The following is a 21,868-nucleotide window of genomic DNA, read 5'->3' on the forward strand; positions in this document are numbered from 1 at the left end:
TTCTTGCTCATGAACGCAGTCTGTTTGCGTTCATGCTGTTGTTCTTTCCATTCTGTAAGTTTTCCTGCTTATTCAATACAGAAAGAATAACCGCTCCCAGTTTCTCAATATCAATGGGTTTTGCAATGTGTCCATTCATGCCGGCATCAAACGCCTTTTTCCTGTCTTCCGCAAAGGCATTTGCTGTCATCGCAATGATCGGTATGTATGCTTTATCCTTATCTGGCAGGCGTCTAATTGCCTGTGTTGCTTTATAACCGTTCATTTTCGGCATCTGAATATCCATTAGGATCATATCATATGTGCCTGCCGGCATTTTTTCTATCTTATTTACACACTGAATGCCATCCTCCACACGCTCTGTCTTAAGACCGGCACGTTCAAGTATTGCCTCAGCAATCTCTGCATTCAGATCATTATCCTCTGCCAGAAGGATTTTCCTGTCTTTAAGGATTTCACTATATGTTTCTGGATTTTCAGCATAATTTTTTACATAATAGTTTTCATCCGCTATCTTATGTTTCAGTGTAACTGTAAAAGTACTGCCCTTTCCAAGCTCACTCTCTACATCTATTGTTCCACCAAGCAGTTCAACATATTTCTTGACAATTGACATTCCCAGTCCGGTTCCTGCAATTTTGCTCTTTGTAGTATTCCGCTCACGCGTGAATGCCTCGAAAATATTTGTCAGATACTCCTGACTCATACCAATTCCTGTATCACTCACCCTAGTCCTCACTATCATATATCCAGGCCCACTGCATGGTAATTCATCTATGTTTATCATAACAGAACCACCGGATGGAGTATACTTCATGGTATTGCTCAGAATATTAACAAATATTTCTTTTACCTTTGTTACATCTGTCAGTATGTGCTCATGTTCTACATTTATCGTATAATGAAGTGCAATATTCTTTTTCTTTGCTTCATCATCAAATATTTCAAATAAGGTCTGCCAGATATCTTCAATCATGCCATAGTTCTCATCAATCTCCATTCTTCCACTTTCAATCCGAGCCATATCAAGTACATTATTTATGATTGACAGAAGAAGATTTCCTGACTGCTGCAGTTTTTTTAAGTATTCTGAAATTTCAGGCAAATCCTTTTCTTTCAGTTCATCCTCCATAAGCTGTGCATAGCCCAGAATCGCATTCATAGGAGTACGGATGTCATGGGACATATTGTTAAGGAAACGGGTCTTTGCGAAACTGGCATCTTCTGCTTTTTTCAGAGCGATTTCCAATTTGTCATTAAGCTTTTGTGTATCATTTGCAGCAAGCTTTGCGGCAGCTTCTGCTTTTCTTGCCTTCCATAAAAGTACCAGGATAATGCCAATGATGACAAGTGACAAAAATCCTGCCGTGACAATAAAAGCAAGCATATTGTCTTTTATAAAATCCAAAAATGTAACCTTATCTGGTGTACTGTCATAGATAGCAAGTGCACTTGTAAGCATATCAGATGGCATAGCCTTTAAGGTTTTATTCAGTATTGATAAAAGGCTTCCCTCTCCGCCTCTTACTGCAAAGCATGCCTCCATTGTATTTGTAAGTGGAAAACTCTTGAAATTTTGTCTGTTATCATATATCAGCGCCTGGCTTGCTCCCATGAGAAAACAGTCTGCTTTTTCATGGATGACCATATCTGCAGCATCGTCAAGCGAATCATAATCTACAATCTTCCATTGTGGATAGCTGAAAGCAATATACTGTTTCAAGGCTTCTTTTTCCTTTGGCACAGCTACTGTATACACCTTATCCTCATCAAAGTTTTTCTCATCAGTTACCGCCATCAGGCTGTAGGTCCAGGCTGTGTTTGTAAGTGCATAGCCATTTTTTTCTGCGAAATCAGGATTTCTGCCGGCATAAAAAGCAACATCAATCTCACGATTCTGCAGCGCCTGAATCATTTCGTCATAATTATCATATGCCTGTATATTAAATTCCAGTGTCTGATTTCCCAGACAATCTTTGGCATAGGAGATATATTCCGCCAGCATACCGGTAAGTTTTCCAGTCTCTTTATCCATGGAAAAGATTGCCGGATCATTGTTCAAAAATCCTATCTGGATACCTCCATGCTCTTCCACCCAGACCTTTTCTTTACCTGTAAGTAGCTGAATATAATCAAGCGTAAAATACTTCTTATACAGATCTGCCTTAAAAAAAGGACTGTCCTGTTCCAGCTGACGCATAGCATAGTCCAGCTTCGTCTTGATATCGCTGCGTTCTTTATTTATTGCAAAATATATGCCAGATTTACCTATCGTGGTAACGGATGATATTCTCTGTTCAGACCAGATAGATTCCTCCAGAGATACAAAACAGTCGATCTCATGATTTGCCAGTTTCTTTTCGACATCATCATTATTATTCACATTTACATGTTCTGTATGTATGCCATTCTTATTTTCCCATTCTGTCAGCATGATTTCAGGTTCTGTGCCTAAGAGCACGCCTACACGTTTTCCATCCAGCGACTTAAAATCAGAGGTTTCAATATCCATATCCGATAAATCAGCATAAAGGATATATTTTTCCTCACCCATCGGTTCATCCGGGAAAAGCATCTTTTGTGCACGTTCATCGGTGTAAGAGATATCACCCATGATATCAATCTCACCATTTTCAAGCTTATCAAAACAGTTGGACCAGTCACATTTCACATACTCGAATTTCCATCCGGTATAACCTGCCAGAGCCTGCATGAGCTCGTATCCATAACCCCGTCTGACACCATTTTTGTCGACATAATTGAAGGTATCCTCAAATGCCCCGATACGGATGGTCTGTGTCTGTTGTTTTTCATCATTATTCGTCCCAGCAGCCTGGCAGTGTACTGATAACATCAGCCACATTCCCAGGATTACAAATATAGATGTGCATAATACAGCTAAGTTTTTTTTACTTTTATTCATTCTTCTATTTCCTTTATTTATGTGGCTTTTCTTATACTCCTGACACCTGATCCAGATTCTTCTGTAATGTACTGATCAATTCCTCAATAACTATTGGCTTGGATAAGAATCCATCCATACCACATTTCAGGGCTTTCTTTCTGCGTGTTTCATCTTTTGTCAGATCACGGTTTAAAGCCACCTGGAAATATGGCGTAGTCATAATCCACTTTTCACCCTTCTCCTGAAAGAATGGAAGAAATGTCGTGTTTATGCCCTGATCCTGGATGAACTGCTCCATACGTTCAAAAGCCTTCGGCCAGACAGTACTGTCAAGGCCTTCTCTCTTTGTATTATCCGGGGCACTGTAGGTGGTACGCCACTTGCGTCCGTCTACAGAAGACAGCTCTGATGCTGACAGACCCTGCAGTGTTTCCATACAGGTATAATCATAATAATAGTCTGCAGTAAACCCACGGATTCCCACCTCTTCAAATGCCTCGCAGGCAGAGACAAAGCTTTCATAATCTGTTGGCAACGGGATATCGTATTTTTCAAAAAGGTCTTTATTCACTACAAAACCATGCGTATCTGCACACACCGGAAGCCAGTTTACGCTTCCATCTTCATTCATAAAACTACTGAGATATGTATCATAGACAGCTCCTGCCACATTGGTTATGGAAAGATCCATCAGACTGTCTTTCAGCGGACTTGCATCATGCAGTGAAAAACGACAGCAGGTTATAATATCCGGCAGTCCACCGTTTTCCTTAAGAAACCTGTAGAAATCCAGGTCATTGTTCCCTACTACAAATTCAACATTGATATCCGGGAGCTGTTCCTGAATGTATGGTGCATATTTCTCATACAGATTTGTGGTCCATAAATACACCGTGATTGTTTCTGCATCTTCTTTTCCGCACTCTTCCCGCCACAGCCTGAAAGAAGTGTTACGGCTGTCACCATCGCCAAAAGCACAGCCAAAACTCTGTTCCATTTTTTCTTTTTCATTATGAGTCCTCCTCTGAATTTCCTTTTCATTTCTTCTGTTTTACAGTGTCAAAATACCCGATAATTCCTATATATACGTCTTTCTTCATAGGCGACCACAATGTATGCAATTTCAGTTTGTACATCTGACTGTCATTCTCCACCGTTGCTTTTATCTGCACAGAGATTTCTTTATTTTGCACAGATGTCTGATGTAACAAATCCCGAATATATTGAACGTCTTCTTCAATTACTCCAAATTCTTTGAACAGATTAAATTTCGGATCATCTCGCTGACATAATATCTGCTGTTTTCCGTTTAATATAGTAAGCTGACCCGAAACCGCATTGTAATCAATCGAATTTATGCCACTGTTCGATTTAAAGAAATCAATTTTCTCCTGCATGACCTTGACAAGACTCTGTGAATAAATCTGGTTCGGTAAGGATTTATCACGGAGTATTTCATTCGAAAGTCTCTGTATTTCATGAGAATATTTATTATCGTCCATCTCTTTACCAGACATTTTTGAAAGCTGAAGACTCAGTTCTTTCAGGCACTTAAGAAGGAGGGGATTAAATTGTCCGCACTGTCCATCCAGGATCATTTGAATCGCTGTGTCATGATCAAATGCTTTCTTATAACATCTTTCACTTGTAAGTGCGTCATAAACATCGACAATTGATACCACCTGTGCAGAGATTGGTATTTCTTCACCTTTCAAGCCATCCGGATAACCCTTTCCGTCCCATCTTTCATGGTGCCACCTGCAGATTTCCCATGCGGTATGTACCAGTGGATGATCTTGTGGAAAGTCCATATCCTTAATTATAGCTGCGCCAAGCTCACTATGGGTTTTCATAATTTGAAATTCTTCATCGGTAAGTCTGCCTGGCTTATTCAATATTTCTTCCGGAATACGAATCTTACCAATATCATGAAGGGAAGAAGCAGTTGTAATCAAAGCAATATCTGCCTCTGTCAAAGGATAAGCATCTGTTACTTTTACCAGTTGTCTCAGCATCATCTCCGTTGCTGTTTTTATATGCAGGATGTGTTCTCTGCTCTCGCTGTTACGAGATCCCAATATATTACTCATAATTCGGATCATGATATTATTATTTTCTTCTTTTTCGTAAACCTGATCATAAACCACATTTATCAGATGCTTTTGGTTCATATAGAGGCCCAAGGTATTCTGAACTCTTTTCTTTACAATCACAGAATCAAACGGTCGTGTGATATAATCTGTGATTCCCAGCTCATATGCCTTACGCATAGTATCAACAGCATCTTCAGAAGATATCATGATGACAGGAGTTTCAGCAATACACTGGCTTCTTTTCATTATTTTCAAGACTTCAAAACCATTCATCTGTGGCATATTGATATCTAAAAGCATCAGATCAATTCCAATATTTTCTCCTATCCTCTGGATTGCCTGATTTCCGTTTTCGGCTTCCAGATAGTTATAAGCATCTCCAAGAATCTCCTTCAATATGTCCCTGTTTAATTTTGAATCATCTACAATCAGGATTTTTTGTCTTTTATCCATATTTTAGTCCTCCTGTCAATTGTCTTCCACTAATTCATGAACCTCTGCTAATCAATTATATACATACCTTAAAATCGTTTTTATAACTTCATCAATCACAATCGGCTTTGACAAATGTGCGTTCATTCCTGCATCCAGTGATGCCTGAACATCTTCTGCAAATGAATTAGCTGTCATTGCTATAATAGGAATGTTTTTTCCATCCGGTCTGTCATTCATTGCCCTGATTGCTTTTGCCGCTTCATAACCATTCATTTCAGGCATCATGATATCCATCAGGATTACATCAAATGTGCCTTCCGGATGATTTCTGAAAATCTCAACAGCATTCTTTCCATCCACAGCTCTTTCTACATTCATCTCGAACTCTTCCAACTGCACGGCAGCAATCTCTGCATTCAGTTCATTATCCTCTACAAGAAGGACATTCACACCTGTAAGATTTACCTTTTCAGAAATACCTGTGTCTGATTTATTACATTCCTTATCTGTAATTTCCAAAGGAATATCCACAGTAAATGTGGTTCCCTCATGCTTTTTACTATGCACGGAAATGGTCCCACCCATCATATCTACATACTTCTTTACGATAGCCATCCCCAGTCCAACTCCATGGTACTGCGTTCTCACACCGGAATCTTCCTGTGCAAATTCCTCAAAAACTTCTTTTGTAAATTCCTCACTCATGCCAATACCAGTATCCGAAATGCGGTAACGCATATTTATATATCCATCCCCGCCCTTTTCCTGACACCGGGCTTCAAATGTAATCGTCCCTCCATCCGGAGTGAATTTCACGGCATTGCTCAGAATATTGACCAGCACATCGCGCAGGCGTGCAGGATCCGCAAGTACATTTGGAATCTTTGCTTCCTCACGCTGAATTTTAAAGTTGATATCCCTGTTCATAAGAAAACCTTTTGTAATATCCAATGCAGAATCTGTAATGTTTTTCACATCCGCCGGTACCGGATTGTAATTCACTTTTCCACTTTCGATGCGGGTCAGATCTAATACATCATTGATCAGCGACAGTAAATGCTCTGAGCTTTCGTCAATCTTTTCCAGACAATTTTTCACTTCGTCTGACGGATTGTTTTTCATTGCAATACCGGTAAATCCTATGATTGCATTCATCGGTGTCCTCATATCATGGGACATATGTGACAGAAATGCTGTTTTTGCCTTGTTTGCAGCCTGTGCATGCTCTGCCAGTTCCGCCATTTCCTCAGCTTTCTTCTGGGCTGCCTTCTGAGCTTTTTTTCTTGCACTGAGACGCACTATTGTCGCAGCCATAATAGTCAGCAGCCATCCTAAAATAAGAAGAACCAAAACAGTAACAACAGGATGCAGACGGATCCAGTCAACAAATGTCAGCTCTGTTGCTTTGTATGTGGTATACTGTGCTGCAAGATCTTCAACAAGATTTTGGGGCATGGCATACATTGCTTTCGTCAGAATACCAGCCAGTGCATGGTTCTCAGTTGATGAAATTACCATGCGGTAGGTGAATGTAGGCTGTTCCAGCAGAGTATATGTCATGGTGCCCGTAGTGTCACTGTTCACAAACGCCTGTGCCATGTAATAGTAGACGAAGGCAGCATCTGCTTTACCCTTACGGACAGCTTCCATCATTTCCTGTCGGGTACTGCACATCAGTTTTTCTGCACCGGGTGCCATTGCATCTTCAATTGACTTTGATGCTGTCTGGTCAACAGTAGTAACAACATTAATTTTTCCATCAAAGTCACGCCGTGTCACCCTTGCCAGCTGCATCGTAATGAAAGGTGCAGTAATCCCCCATTTATTCGTCTCAGCATAGTTATCTGTTTCCAGGCGCGCATCGATGCTCATATCTGTGGTTTCCTTATTTTTCTGATAGGCAATATACTCATCTCTGGTAGCAGGTGTAAGAAACTCATAGGAAATCCCGGCATAGTCTGCAATTTTCCGGAAGTAATCCGGGATAATACCCTTCATCTCACCATTTTCATTATAAGAATATGGATAACGGGTCGGATCACACAGAACATGAAGCGGGTTGTCCTTGGAATACTGTGAAATAATACTTTTTTCTTTCTCCGTATATTCCAGATTCTTAGTTTCTATGCTTTCATAATTTTTATTGTAAAGCGTCGTTTTCCAGTCACCCTCAACCGCATTCATCTGATCGATCGCATAATTGATCTCATTCAGCAATTCTGTATTGCCCTTTTTAACAATGACATAGAAATCGCTGCTGCCAAATTTCTCCACGATTCGCTCATTGTTTGTTTTTCTCAGAGAACTGGTAACAATCGCATCAACTTTTTCGCTCTGAAGGGCTTCATCCATTTCTGTGGTCGTATCAAAATAAAATGGATCATATGTAAATCCTTTATTGCCTGCAAAATCCGCAAACTCTTCATTCCGGGTGTTTCCGTTCAAAAGCGCCACACGCATACCGTTGTAAGTGCTGTAATTGCCGTCCACAATCGTGCTGTTGTCACTGCGGACGGTCAGCATCCCATAATTGGTTCCGATTGGACGTGAAAAATCAAACTTTTCTTCTCTGTCCGGTGTTTTGCGGGCAGATGTTACCATGTCAATCTCGCCATCTTCAAGCATCTGCTGCATATCATCCCAGCTCTTATCATATCCGACATATTCGTAATCTACATCCCAATAACGGGCCATCAGCCGAAGAAAATCATAGCCATACCCGCTGCGGTTGCCTTCTTCATCCATCACATGATAACCATCCATGGCAAAGAAACCGACTTTGACAGTTTCATGCTGCGAACTGTCCTCGGCTGCGTATGCAGTCTGGGGAGAAAATATCATACACACGCATACAAAAACCAGTAACACTGCCACATATTTCTTTGCTCTCGAAATCATATTAAATCTCCTGTCTGTCTGTCAAATATATTTCTCTATACATCTCCTTGTCAACCTCCTGGTTTATTCAAGTCGAACGCACGTGAGACTTGGTGCGTGATTCTGGTCAGCGAAAGCTGACATATTCTTCTCAGAATCACTGCACATCCTCGCGGAGCGTTTATCTCAGTCGGAGATTGTACTCCCACTGAGAAAGACTTGTTATTACTCACCACTTGCAGAAGTGGGAGTCTTCTCGACTGAGATAAAATTGCACTGCCGCATCAAATCCATTTGTCACTGTTCAGTAGCCTGCATTTCTGTACCCCCCCACCAGATTTTATACTTCTGATTGTTTTTTCCAGCACCTTCATCTCAACCGGTTTTGAAATATGTGCATTCATACCGGCTGCCAGAGAATGCTGAATGTCCTCTGAGAATGCATTGGCAGTCATGGCAATGATCGGAATCTTCTTTGCCAGTTCATGGGAACTTCTGCGAATTGCCTTCGTCGCCTCATAGCCATTCATAACAGGCATCTGCACATCCATCAGGATCATGTCATAATCACCTGGAACAGACTGTTCAAATGCTTTCAAAATCTCTTCGCCATTTTCACAGATGGTACATTCCGCACCTTCAATCTTTAACAGTTCTATCAGGATCTCCGCGTTCAGCTCATTATCCTCTGCACACAGAAATCTCATTCCCTGAAGGATATTACCATCCTGCTCATCTGTTTCTTCTTGTGCCGCCAGAGCAACCGTTCTATCCTCTGCAATTTTCAGATCCAGGAGAACCTCAAAACAGCTTCCCTGTCCCAATTCACTCTCCACATCAATGGTACCTCCCATTGCCTCAACCAGATTCTTAGTAATCGCCATTCCAAGTCCGGTTCCCTGTATTTTATTTGTAAGGGAACTTTCCGCACGGGTAAACGCATCAAAAATTGTATCCTTGAAATCTGCCGACATTCCCATACCATTATCGCTAACTAAGAAACGGTACTTTGCATAGACAGATGACTTTGTCTCACATTCTTCTACAAAGAACTGAATTTTCCCACCTTCCTGGGTATACTTCACTGCATTGGAAAGCAGGTTGCTGAAAATCTGCATCAGGTGAACCTGATCACCATTCACCCACTCATGCTGAATATTTTCTTTTATGATTGTAAGGGTCTGCTGCTTTTCATATATTTGAGTATGAAATATAGTGTCAAGTTCCTGTACAAGATCCAGAATAGAAAAGTCAGAATATTTGAAGACTGTTTTTCCTGCCTCAATCTTACTCATATCCAGAACATCATTAATAATTCCTAGCAGATGCTGTGATGAACTATCTATTTTATCTGCATACTCTATAACTTTTGCTTTATTACCTGCATCATGTCTGATCAAAGACGTGATACCAATGATTGCATTCATAGGTGTGCGAATATCATGTGACATATTAGACAGGAAATCCGTTTTCGCCTTATTTGCATTTTCAGCTGTCTGTAAAGCCTCTTTTGCAACGTTCTTTGCCTTTTTCAGTTTTTGATTGACTACTTCCATTTCCTTCATTGTTTGTAAATGAAGTTCATTCTTTCTTTTTTCATATTCTGCTTTTTGATCTGCAAGACTAAGTCTGGAAATACTGTAGAATAATCCAGCAAAAAGTAAAAGTATAAAACCTGCCATGAGTATTGTTGTAAACAGCACCGTTTTCTGGTAATCCATCAGCACATTGTCAACAACTCCCTTTGCCACAATGCATACCAAAATGGTGTTGTTGCTTTCTATCGGGCAATACCCCAGATAATAGGGGTTCTGTTTTCCCAAAAGGGCAACTCCGGATTCTCTGTTATCAAACTTCTTTTTGAACCAATCAGCCTCTTCTTCTGTAATGGCCTGTTCCCCTTTTAAATGTTTTAACAAAGAATAATTACGCTGGTATTTATCTCCACTCTGGTTCGTATACGTAATATTTCCGTCATTATCCAGCATGAACAAATATGCTTTCCCGTCATAACCTTTCAGTTTTAACATGGAATCCAGTTTCGAATGATCATACACAGTTCCAATTGCCGTATAAGTTTCCCCATTGATCGTATATTCCTGACATGGAATTGCAACCAGATAACCGTCTTTTTTCTTCTGATCATAATCAAGACGCACCAGTTTTCCAATATTGTATCCATTCTTTAAGTCCAGCAGAAGTTTACTTGGCATATCAATCCGCATTTTTGTTCCACGTGCTGATATTGCCTGACCATTCTCCTGAATGAATATAAGGGTACTTTCCGATTCTTTTTCCCATGCTTCAAAGAAACTTTTGTTCACATCCGTTTCAAGAGACAGCTCCCTCTCATGAAGTAAAAATTCCTCAACCAACTGCAGCTGGCTGTAGTATCCACTCACCTGAAGATCATAGGTCTGCTGTATCTGTTCAACAACAGCTCCCATACTGCTTTTTCCATTTTCGCTGATATACTTCTTAGACTTACTTATCAGATACTTGATACAACCTAAGCTTAAAAGAATCATAAGTAGTATAAGCAACAGCCTTGTTATTTTTTTTCTTTTATTTACCGTTTGTTCTATCTCCACTTTTACTGTTCAACCTCTATATAGTCTTCCGGTGCTGACGGCTGCTGTCCTTTTGACATTGCTTCAATCCATGCACTTGATAATGTTGTCTCTTTAAGCTGCTCAATCTCACATTTCGGATTTATTTTTTTCAATACAGACATTGTGGTGTCTGTAAGAAGAATAGAGTATTCCTTTTCTTTGTCTATTTTCTTATCATTAACTGTCAAGTCCTTTAACGAACATCCACTTTCCTCTTGATTGACAATCATTTTCATACCGGATGCAATTGGTAATTCGTATTTATTGGTTACGTAAAAATTCTCATCCGCATCGGCGAGATAATTTTTCACGAGTTCACAAACCTGTTTACCATTGATTTTTGCAACATATAATGCTGTATCTGAACTCTTCGCTGTCATCATGCCAACCCGGCTGCTGGTGCATTCTCCTTTGTACATAGAGGAAGTGAAATAATAATATGGCGCCAGAGCCAGCTGTGCATCATTTTCTTCTCTGATCGTAGTTAAAATGGAAGATGCTGCATCACGGCCATTTCTATCGTTCAGTGAAATGGAATATTCATTTTCAAAATTCACCGTTGCTTTTTCTTCTGGATCTTTACGATTCATTACACTACGAAAAGTATCATAAGCCTGTGTTTCATCCATTTCCCCTGACAGTAATCCGTGAACAGCCTCAAGACTTGCATCAAATGATTTTTGAGCGGAATATCGGATATAAACAGCATTATTATTAATTTCCTCTTCCAGTCCAGGCACATCCTGCATCATGGTTGGAACATCTGTATTCAATGAAATAACACCGCTTCCATCCGCAATCAGCTTTTGCCCCTTTTCTGAAATCATACAATCCAGCACATCCAGTGCAGTATCCAGTTTCTCCCGGTCTTTTTCCAGGTTTTTGTTAAATGCAATGTTTAAGGACGGAGTCATGTACACATAGGATTCATCCGATGTCTGTGAAAAGTAAGGAATACGGATCAGATCTGCATCCATCTGTTTCTGCAGCTGCTGCATAACCGTCGGATGTCCATGAAACATTGCTGATTTTCCCTCGACAAACATCTGGATTCCTGTATCGACGTCAATATTGATATCTTCTTTACCAAAGTGCGAGTCTTTCAGAAACTGGCTGGTTTCTGAAAAAATACGTTTCCATAATGCATCATCAAACTTTACTTCATCCGATGCAGTCTCTGCACCGTTTCGCCATTCAATACCATCCAGGCTTGTGAACTCACCGATTGCCGCCGCCTGGATGATCTCATTATTAGACCAGTCTTCACCAAGATCCATGGAGTACGGTTTTATGCCATTATCATAAAACTGCTGACATGCCTGTACATATTCCTCATAATTTTCCGGAATCTTAATTCCATACTGATCAAACAGTGTTTTGTTGGCAATGATCGTCTGCGGAATACCACAGATTGGCAGCCACTGGATTTCATCCTCCGCATTCTTATAATATTGCAGCGCATAAGAATAATACTTGGAAACAACATCATAAGAAGCAAAATCCATAAGATAAGGCTGTAAGTCCTGTGCATCTGTTCCGGAGAATCGACGTACTGTTATGATATCCGGTAATTCATCATGTTCTTTAAAATAACTGTATAAATCGGTATCATTGTTACCAATAATAAATTCAATATCCTGATCAGAAAACTGTTCATGGATATAGGGTGCAATATTTTTCATCAAACGATTTTCCCACAGATAAACGGTAAGATGATCATCATTTTTAGATACTTCTTTCTTTGACTGTCCACATCCAGACAAGACAGCAGATGCTACAAGTACACCTGACACCACTGCTGTCAGACAACGTTTTGCCTTTTTCATACTTTTATTTTCCTCATTCTTTCCTGATAAAATCATTATTGTTACATCTGCGAAATAACACCGTAAAAAAGCACCGTCAGACAGACAGTGCACCTCATTTCATGCAACTGGCTGCCATTTTACAGGCCCTGTAGCTTTGCGTCCCAGACTTTCATCTGGTTTGCCGATTTCCTTATTATAGATATAACTTTTAAACTTATGCAAAAAAACTGATTTTATTATACTTTAACGTTCTACTATGCACAAGAAAAAAAATTACCGTTTTAACGTTCAAAAACAAAAAAAGAACAGCCCATACATATACTCGAACTGTTCTCCTACTTCCGAAGTCCACGCAGCATTGACATTACTGTTTCCTGCTCATTTGTACTCAGATCGTTCCATATCCCTAGAACTTCTTTCTGTTTTTCTGTCAGATTCTCTGAATTACCTTCCTGAAAAAACTGCGATAATGTCACGCTTTTCACATAAAGATGTTATTTTATCCGCAATAGGAAGTATACGGATAAAAAAAATATAAAGATACTTTCGTTTCCGCAAAAGTCATTTTCGTTTATATCGTTTTTATAATATCATAGGTTGTTTCATTTGTCACATAAAATTTTGAAGCACAAATCAGCTCCTCTCTCCGGCCTATCTTTTCCGATTTATTTAACTTTTTTATGCAACAGAAAAACCCCGGAAACCTTGCGGTTCCGGGGTATCTTACGTTTGGACACAAGTTATCTTACGATAACAAATCTATATTCAGATTGTATTACTCGATAATTGTAGCAACACGTCCTGATCCTACAGTACGTCCACCTTCACGGATAGCGAAAGTAAGACCCTGGCTCATAGCGATTGGGTGGATCAGTTCGATTGTCATTTCGATGTTATCTCCAGGCATACACATTTCTGTTCCTTCTGGAAGGTTGCAAACACCTGTTACGTCTGTTGTTCTGAAGTAGAACTGTGGACGATAGTTGTTGAAGAATGGAGTATGACGTCCACCTTCATCTTTTGTCAGAACGTAAACCTGAGCTGTGAATTTTGTATGGCATGTAAGTGTTCCTGGTTTAGCAAGAACCTGTCCACGCTCGATTTCGTTTCTCTGAACACCACGAAGAAGAGCACCGATGTTATCACCAGCCTGAGCTTCGTCAAGAAGTTTACGGAACATTTCGATTCCTGTAACAACAACTTTACGTGTTTCTTCTTTGATACCAACGATTTCAACTTCTTCAGATACATGAAGAACACCAGCTTCTACTCTACCAGTAGCAACTGTTCCACGTCCTGTGATAGAGAATACATCCTCTACAGGCATAACGAACGGTTTGTCTGTGTCACGCTGTGGGTCCGGAATATACTCATCAACTGCGTTCATGAGTTCCATGATCTTGTCTCCCCATGGGCCAGCCGGATCTTCAAGAGCTTTAAGAGCAGATCCCTGGATAACCGGAATGTCATCTCCTGGGAAGTCATACTCGGAAAGAAGTTCACGAATTTCCATCTCAACCAGTTCAAGAAGTTCGTCATCATCTACCATATCACATTTGTTCATGAATACAACGATGTACGGAACACCAACCTGACGAGCAAGAAGAACGTGCTCTTTTGTCTGAGCCATAACACCATCTGTAGCAGCAACTACGAGGATAGCACCATCCATCTGAGCTGCACCTGTGATCATGTTCTTAACGTAGTCAGCATGTCCTGGGCAGTCAACGTGTGCATAATGTCTATGCTCTGTCTGATACTCAACATGTGCTGTAGAAATTGTGATACCACGCTCTCTTTCTTCTGGAGCTTTATCGATATCTTCGAAGTTTTCAACTGTGTTTCCTGGAACTCTTTCAGCCAGAACTTTTGTGATAGCTGCTGTTAAAGTTGTTTTACCATGGTCAACGTGTCCGATGGTACCAATGTTACAATGCGGTTTTGTTCTCTCAAACTTAGCCTTTGCCATTTTAAAATGTCCTCCTTAAAAAACTATGCTCTCTCTTTCAGAGCATTTTATCAGTTTTTGACTTGCTATCCTTGATTATATTGCAAATCAAGGATATTTGCAAGCTTTTTTACATTTATCAGTCTTTCTTAGAAAGAATCTTTTCCTGAACGGACTTCGGAACCTGTTCGTATTTCTCGAAGAACATGGAGTAGTTACCACGTCCCTGAGTTCTGGAACGGAGGTCTGTTGCGTATCCGAACATTTCGGAAAGCGGAACGAATCCACGGATCATCTTACCACCGCCGATGTCATCCATACCCTCGATACGACCACGACGGGAGTTGATATCACCGATAACATCACCCATGTAATCTTCCGGAGTAGTAACTTCGACTCTCATGATAGGCTCAAGAAGAATCGGAGCTGCTTTCTGCATAGCATCCTTGAATGCAAGGGAACCTGCAATGTGGAATGCCATTTCAGAGGAATCGACTTCATGATAAGAACCGTCATATACATTTGCATGAACGCCGACTACCGGGAATCCACCCAGGATACCAGCTTTCATAGCTTCTTCGATACCTTCGCCAACAGCCGGGATGTATTCCTTCGGAATAGCACCACCAACAACAGTGGATTCGAACTTGTACAGTTCTTCACCGTTGGCATCCATAGGCTCGAATTTAACTTTACAGTGACCATACTGTCCACGACCACCAGACTGTTTAGCATATTTGCTGTCGATGTCTACGGCCTTAGTAATAGTCTCTTTGTATGCAACCTGAGGAGCACCTACGTTAGCCTCTACTTTGAATTCACGAAGCAGACGGTCAACGATGATTTCCAGATGCAGCTCACCCATACCAGCGATGATTGTCTGACCTGTTTCCTGATTTGTATGTGCACGGAATGTCGGGTCTTCTTCTGCCAGTTTTGCAAGAGCTTCACCAAGTTTACCCTGGCCGGCTTTTGTCTTAGGCTCGATTGCAAGTTCGATAACCGGTTCCGGGAATTCCATGGATTCAAGGATTACCGGGTGCTGGTCATCACAGATTGTATCACCAGTTGTGGTGAATTTGAAACCGATTGCTGCTGCGATATCTCCTGAATATACTTTATCCAGTTCCATACGTTTGTTAGCATGCATCTGAAGGATACGTCCAACACGTTCTTTCTTGTCCTTAGTAGCGTTAAGTACATAAGAACCAGAGTTCATGGTACCGGAGTATACACGGAAGTATGCCAGTTTACCAACAAATGGGTCTGTCATAATCTTAAATGCCAGAGCAGAGAATGGTTCTTCATCAGAAGAATGTCTCACGATCGGGTTTCCATCTAGGTCAACACCCTCGATTGGAGGAATGTCTGTTGGAGCAGGCATGTATTCAATGATTGCATCCAGAAGTTTCTGAACACCCTTGTTTCTGTATGCAGTACCGCAGCATACCGGTACAGCTGTACATTCACAAGTAGCTTTACGAAGAACTGCTTTTAATTTTTCATTAGACGGTTCTTCACCTTCCAGATATTCCATCATTAAATCGTCATCCAGTTCGCAGATTTTCTCTACGAGTTCTGTATGATAAAGTTCTGCTTCTTCCTTCATATCTTCCGGAATATCTGTGATGGAAATGTCTTCACCTTTCTCATCATTGTAGATATAAGCCTGCATTTCGAAAAGGTCGATGATACCTTTGAATTCATCTTCTTTTCCGATTGGAAGCTGTAAGCAGATAGCGTTTTTACCAAGACGAGTCTTGATCTGATCTACAGCATTGTAGAAGTTTGCACCGAGGATATCCATCTTGTTGATGAATGCCATACGCGGTACATTGTAAGTGTCAGCCTGACGCCATACGTTTTCTGACTGAGGTTCTACACCACCCTTTGCACAGAAGACGCCGACAGCGCCGTCAAGTACACGGAGTGAACGCTCAACCTCTACGGTGAAGTCTACGTGTCCTGGAGTATCAATGATGTTGATACGATGTTCCAGAGCACCTGGTTTCTTCTTGCAGTGATCCTGCAGAGTCCAGTGACATGTTGTAGCAGCGGAAGTAATTGTGATACCTCTCTCCTGCTCCTGCTCCATCCAGTCCATTGTTGCGGTACCTTCATGAGTATCACCGATTTTGTAGTTGACACCTGTATAATAAAGGATACGTTCTGTAAGAGTTGTCTTACCTGCATCGATATGAGCCATGATACCAATGTTTCTGGTACGCTCAAGCGGGTATTCTCTACCTTCTTTTCCAGCCAATTGGATTTTCCTCCTTGATTAGAAACGATAGTGAGCAAATGCTTTATTTGCTTCAGCCATCTTGTGCATATCTTCTTTCTTCTTAACAGATGCGCCTGTGTTGTTCATTGCATCCAGAAGCTCGTTTGCAAGTCTCTCCTCCATAGTCTTCTCGCCTCTTTTACGAGAATATGTGGTGAGCCAGCGAAGAGCCAGTGCCTGACGTCTGTCTGCTCTTACCTCGATCGGAACCTGGTAAGTAGCACCACCGATACGTCTTGCTTTTACCTCGAGAAGTGGCATGATGTTGTTCATAGCCTCTTCAAAAACTTCGATAGCTGGTTTGCCAGCTTTTTCTTCAATTCTAGCGAAAGCGCCGTATACAATCTTCTGAGCGACACCTTTCTTACCATCTAACATGATGTTGTTGATAAGTTTGGTAACCACTTTATTGTTGTACATCGGGTCTGCCAGAACGTCTCTTTTCTGAGTATGTCCTTTACGTGGCACGTTACTTCCCTCCTTAATCAAAATGATTAAATCATCGGTACTCACTATTAAAACTAAGGTGTTCGCACTGGTAAAGTCCTATATTTAACCCGCAACCGACAGGGTATATGGAATACCGTACAATATTTATAGTTATAAGTGAATCTTCGATTGATTACTTTTTTCTACTTTATTTCTTTTTAGGTCTCTTAGCACCATATTTGGAGCGGGCCTGTTTTCTGTTAGCTACACCTGCAGTATCCAGTGTACCTCTGATGATGTGGTATCTGGTACCAGGTAAGTCCTTAACACGTCCACCACGGATAAGAACTACACTATGTTCCTGAAGGTTGTGACCTTCTCCTGGGATATAGCTTGTTACTTCGATTCCATTGGAAAGACGAACTCTGGCAATCTTTCTAAGAGCTGAGTTAGGTTTTTTAGGTGTTGCAGTTTTAACTGCTGTACAAACTCCACGTTTCTGTGGTGCAGACTGTTCAACAGCTTTCTTTCTTAAAGAGTTGAATGTTCTCTGCAGAGCCGGTGCTGTAGATTTCTTTACAGCTGTCTGACGTCCTTTTCTTACTAACTGGTTGAATGTTGGCATTCCATTTCACCTCCCGATTATTTTCTCCATGGTTAGTCATGGGGTAGCGCGGTTGCTATTGTCAAATGAATATTGCGCACAAAAAAACAGCGTTCCTGTTGCACGCTTGCTCATTATATCCCGTAAAAATGCAGCTGTCAAGGCATTTTACAGGATTTTTTCGTTATTTTACGAAATCCTTATTATTGCATTTTAAGACATCTCTGCTTATAATAAAAAAAAGTAATTTTCACTTTATTTGTTTACATCTATAATATAGGAAAGGATTTTTTATGAAAAACAAAATCACCCCATCTGTTATCCTGCTTATCATTACCGTGATCTTCTTTATTGCCGGTATCTTTTTCATGGGAATCCAGGCCAGACAACAAATTTCGGATACTGAGCAAAGCCTTGATGCTTTCATTTCCCAGGTAAAAGACAAACAGCAGGCGTTAAACGACGCACAAACTTCTTTTTCATCCGCTGTCAAAGAAAAAAAAGATCTTCTGAATTATCGCCAGCAAAAAGCTTCCGGTCGGCAGACTGCTGTGCAGGAGCATCGCGATACTCAGGAGTCATCCGAAGCTGTCACTTCCGTTTTCAGTCAGGACCACAGCTGATTCCAGAGATATTTTATAAGATATTTACTATAGAAAGAACTCTTACATACAGAAAGGATTTATATAATGAAAAATAGCAAGCACAAAAAGCCATTTCTTCTTTATACGATCATCATCATCCTCGCGCTTGTCATTCTCGCACTTGGCGGGCTGACACTCTACTCTTTTCAGGATCTTGCTTCTCTCCGTTCAAAAGTCACTGATCTCCAGAATACAGTACAGGAAATTTCTGATACATCAGCAGAACTGATCAGTCAGGCAAAGGAACTAGGTAGTCTGAACGATCAACTGGAATCCTCAAATGATTCTGAAACAGATTCCTCCGTTGATTCTTCACAGGATGTACAGGAAGAAGGGACTATTTCTCCTTCCCATTCTTCTGAGTCTTCCACTGACGAAAGTCTGAACAGTCTTCTCGCTCAGATTAAACCGCTCCTTCCTCAGAACAATGGCACCTGGTCCGTATATGTATGCAACCTTATGAAAAATACAGAAGGTGTGATTGACGATCAGCCCATGCAGGCTGCCAGTCTGATCAAACTTTTTATTATGGGTACTGTTTACGAAAATTATGAATCTCTCTCCGAAACTTATGGTGCTGATACACTGAACAGTTATTTGAATTCAATGATTACCGTAAGTGATAACGATGCGGCAAATAAACTTGTAAATATGCTTGGTGATGGCGATGATGAAACCGGTATGCGTGCTGTGAATGCATTTTGTGCTTCTCATGGATACTCCAGCACTTCAATGGGACGTCTCCTTCTCCAGAGTAATGAATATGGTGATAATTACACTTCCGTCAGTGATTGCGGTCATTTTCTGAAGGAAATCTATCAGAGCAATGCCGGCACTGCCAAATCCACTCTTGCGCATACAGATGCAATGTATTCTCTTCTCAAAATGCAGCAGCGCAGAAATAAAATTCCTGCCAACCTTCCAGATGGAGTAAAAGTTGCCAACAAAACCGGAGAGTTGGATGATGTCGAAAATGATGCCGGAATCATTTACAATACCGCCAAAAACATCGATCTGGTTGTCTGCTTTATGTCGCAGGATCTCACCGACAGTAGTGAAGCACAGGCAGTAATCGCACAGGATGCTCGTCTGATCTATGGTTATTACAACGAATGATCATTTTTCACAGCAAAAAACCTGTCATTCCGAATTTTCGGTCTGACAGGTTTTTCTTATTCTTCTTGCTTATCTTCCTCATATGACATTTCCCAGATATCCGCAAAAACAGCAAGCGGACAATCTGTCAAAAGACACATCAGCAAAAAACATTCATATGGATTTACTATGTAGATCTCACTCATTCCGCATTTCTTAAGAATTTCCTGAATCTCCTCAAGAAAATGATGATAACGATTATACGGATCATCATCCTGCATCTCCTGTGAAATGATAAAGAACTCTAATGTAATCAGATCAAAGCGCTCTACTGGAAATTTATGATTCAATATACTGTTGATTCTCTGTCTGCTGAATCGCTTCTGACTGAAATGTTTCGCCAGAATAGATGCCGACATCTTTTTAAGATTTCCCATTTTATTTACAGGAATTCCACTGCAGATAACTTTTTCCACATCTGAATCCGTAATATCTGAAATATTCCACACCTTATTGCGGGATTTTTCCACCTCATCCCCCTGATACATCTTCGCGATGATTTCTTTTGCATGAGTAAGGAGACGGACAAATTCCTGATAGGCCTGACTTTTCTCGGACATCGGATCATCTGCTCCAACTTTCACATACGCCAGATAACGAAGCAGTTTATCCTCTGTATCAAGACAGATTTTTCCCGAATAAACCTGTGGAGCTTCTGTATAACTCTCATCTGGTTCCAGCTCTTCATAGCGTTTCTTAAGTTCTTCTGCCCTATGATAACCAAGCTGCTGCGAATAACAGTACCAGTAGATTACCTCATCCGGATTATGGAAATCAAAATCCTGTTCCCGCAAAACCCTTGTCAGAAAATCGGATACATCTTCTGCACTCATGCGCAATCCAAAACCCAATAAAAAAACAGTTTCTCTTTTTACCGAAGCCTGTGTCAGCCAGTTATTTACCAACGATGTCAGTTTTGTCGAAGTTGGATTCATAGATTTCGGTGTACAAGTCTCATGAAATGATTCGATCACAATATCTCTGTAAATATCCTGTGTGACTTCGTTATAAGGTTCTTCCAATCCTGCACGTTCATAAATATAACGTTTCAGATGATCTCCAAAAGACACGAGTTCCATTTCTTTATATAAATAATGAAAAATAACATCTGCATCCTCATCCTCAAAGCCATCCAGACTGACAACCTGACGAAATCTCTGTGCAGCTTTTCTCGTAAATTCAAAGTCTTTTACAGAATCAAATGCCACTGTCTGCTCAAAATCAAGATCCTGCATTCTGTTTTTCATTATATATCACCCTCATTCTGCCTGTGAAACCAATTTAACACTCGTCTGAACATATTGCGTGGCTGCTCCATGATCTCACATAAAACAACTGTAATATTATCTCTTCCACCCTTTTTCAGAGCTCTGTCCACGAGAATCTCTACGGTTTTTGCCACTGGAATATCCCTGCTGAGTATATCCGCGATTTCTCCGTCTGAAAGCATATCTGTGATTCCATCAGAACAAAGCAGGAAGCGATCCCCTATTTTAATTTCCTGCCTGCTGATCGACGGTTCCAGCTGCAGATTTTCTTCTTCCATCCCAAGATACTGTGTTAATGGTGCCTTTCCAAACAAACTGCGCCCCAGGACGTGGTCTTGTGAAATCTGATAAAATTTCTCACGGTCTGATTTATAGATCCGGCTGTCTCCAAGATTGCAGCTATAAACAGCATCTTCTGCAAAGGCAAGTAATGCTGCCGTTGTTCCCATGCTGTTGATCTTATTTGTCCTGCCGTAATCGCAGATAGCCTGATTCATACTTTCACAGATTTCATTCAGGAATTCTTCCGGATCATTCCGTATTCCATCTTTTGCAGTTTTAAAATGTTCGCCACAGGCTTCTGCCGCAAGAAAAGCAGCCATCTCGCCACAGCTCTCACCTCCCATGCCATCAAAAACAGCAAGCAGCGGATATTCCGATTGTTTCATATATCCGCTTCGAATATGGCTCATTCCCTGATTCTGAGCCTCCAGACTATCACCGCAGCACCAGAAATTATCTTCATTATTATTGCGGATTTTTCCTATATGGCATGTATATGCATATTCAATCTGATAGGCCATATT

13 protein-coding genes, 1 pseudogene and 1 riboswitch are annotated in these 21,868 nt (G+C 40.8%); of the genes and pseudogenes, 2 read left to right on the top strand and 12 right to left on the bottom strand.

Annotated features, from left to right (window positions below; translation table 11 throughout):
• Positions 1 to 7: 7 nt before the first annotated feature.
• From NQ503_RS15415 to rpsL, 10 genes and pseudogenes are all read right to left on the bottom strand, one after another.
• Positions 8 to 2,923 carry a transporter substrate-binding domain-containing protein gene (locus tag NQ503_RS15415; RefSeq protein WP_005423325.1) on the bottom strand — a complete coding sequence of 972 codons (2,916 nt, stop codon included), beginning with the start codon at positions 2,921 to 2,923 and terminating at the stop codon, positions 8 to 10.
• Between the two features lie 124 nt (positions 2,924 to 3,047).
• Positions 3,048 to 3,916: pseudogene (locus NQ503_RS15420) on the bottom strand (carbohydrate ABC transporter substrate-binding protein); the annotation flags it as partial.
• Between the two features lie 26 nt (positions 3,917 to 3,942).
• The gene (locus NQ503_RS15425; RefSeq protein WP_005423323.1) at positions 3,943 to 5,451 is read right to left on the bottom strand and encodes a response regulator; all 1,509 of its coding nucleotides are present in this window, start codon (positions 5,449 to 5,451) and stop codon (positions 3,943 to 3,945) included.
• Positions 5,452 to 5,502: 51 nt separating this feature from the next.
• Complete coding sequence (locus tag NQ503_RS15430; protein WP_005423322.1) at positions 5,503 to 8,331, bottom strand: transporter substrate-binding domain-containing protein; 2,829 nt, start codon at positions 8,329 to 8,331, stop codon at positions 5,503 to 5,505.
• Positions 8,332 to 8,594: 263 nt separating this feature from the next.
• Positions 8,595 to 10,757, bottom strand: a complete 2,163-nt coding sequence (locus NQ503_RS15435; protein WP_044925152.1) for an ATP-binding protein — start codon at positions 10,755 to 10,757, stop codon at positions 8,595 to 8,597.
• 146 nt (positions 10,758 to 10,903) lie between these two features.
• Positions 10,904 to 12,748 carry an ABC transporter substrate-binding protein gene (locus NQ503_RS15440; protein WP_044925170.1) on the bottom strand — a complete coding sequence of 615 codons (1,845 nt, stop codon included), beginning with the start codon at positions 12,746 to 12,748 and terminating at the stop codon, positions 10,904 to 10,906.
• 99 nt (positions 12,749 to 12,847) lie between these two features.
• Positions 12,848 to 12,923, bottom strand: a riboswitch (cyclic di-GMP riboswitch).
• 582 nt (positions 12,924 to 13,505) lie between these two features.
• Positions 13,506 to 14,699 (bottom strand): elongation factor Tu, encoded by a 1,194-nt coding sequence (gene tuf, locus NQ503_RS15445; protein ID WP_005423313.1) that lies wholly within the window; start codon positions 14,697 to 14,699, stop codon positions 13,506 to 13,508.
• A gap of 118 nt (positions 14,700 to 14,817) precedes the next feature.
• A complete protein-coding gene (fusA, locus tag NQ503_RS15450) occupies positions 14,818 to 16,941 on the bottom strand; it encodes an elongation factor G (protein WP_227190170.1) in 2,124 nt (707 codons plus the stop codon).
• 18 nt (positions 16,942 to 16,959) lie between these two features.
• Complete coding sequence (gene rpsG / locus NQ503_RS15455; RefSeq protein ID WP_044925146.1) at positions 16,960 to 17,430, bottom strand: 30S ribosomal protein S7; 471 nt, start codon at positions 17,428 to 17,430, stop codon at positions 16,960 to 16,962.
• Between the two features lie 169 nt (positions 17,431 to 17,599).
• Positions 17,600 to 18,016 carry a 30S ribosomal protein S12 gene (gene rpsL, locus NQ503_RS15460; RefSeq protein ID WP_005423305.1) on the bottom strand — a complete coding sequence of 139 codons (417 nt, stop codon included), beginning with the start codon at positions 18,014 to 18,016 and terminating at the stop codon, positions 17,600 to 17,602.
• Positions 18,017 to 18,288: 272 nt separating this feature from the next.
• Here rpsL and NQ503_RS15465 point away from each other — a divergent pair, with 272 nt between their 5' ends.
• Positions 18,289 to 18,618: a hypothetical protein gene (locus NQ503_RS15465; protein WP_005423297.1), complete on the top strand. Its 330-nt coding sequence runs from the start codon at positions 18,289 to 18,291 to the stop codon at positions 18,616 to 18,618.
• 66 nt (positions 18,619 to 18,684) lie between these two features.
• Positions 18,685 to 19,755 (top strand): serine hydrolase, encoded by a 1,071-nt coding sequence (locus NQ503_RS15470; RefSeq protein WP_005423294.1) that lies wholly within the window; start codon positions 18,685 to 18,687, stop codon positions 19,753 to 19,755.
• 56 nt (positions 19,756 to 19,811) lie between these two features.
• On the opposite strand, the gene NQ503_RS15475 is transcribed toward NQ503_RS15470, so the two are convergent.
• Both NQ503_RS15475 and NQ503_RS15480 read right to left on the bottom strand, forming a co-directional pair.
• Positions 19,812 to 21,041, bottom strand: a complete 1,230-nt coding sequence (locus NQ503_RS15475) for a hypothetical protein (RefSeq protein WP_005423293.1) — start codon at positions 21,039 to 21,041, stop codon at positions 19,812 to 19,814.
• Positions 21,041 to 21,865 (bottom strand): PP2C family protein-serine/threonine phosphatase, encoded by an 825-nt coding sequence (locus NQ503_RS15480; RefSeq protein WP_005423292.1) that lies wholly within the window; start codon positions 21,863 to 21,865, stop codon positions 21,041 to 21,043. Before NQ503_RS15480 ends, NQ503_RS15475 begins: the two co-directional genes overlap by 1 nt.
• Positions 21,866 to 21,868: the final 3 nt, after the last annotated feature.

The sequence above is a fragment of the Blautia obeum ATCC 29174 genome, assembly GCF_025147765.1.
Lineage (GTDB): Bacteria > Bacillota > Clostridia > Lachnospirales > Lachnospiraceae > Blautia_A > Blautia_A obeum.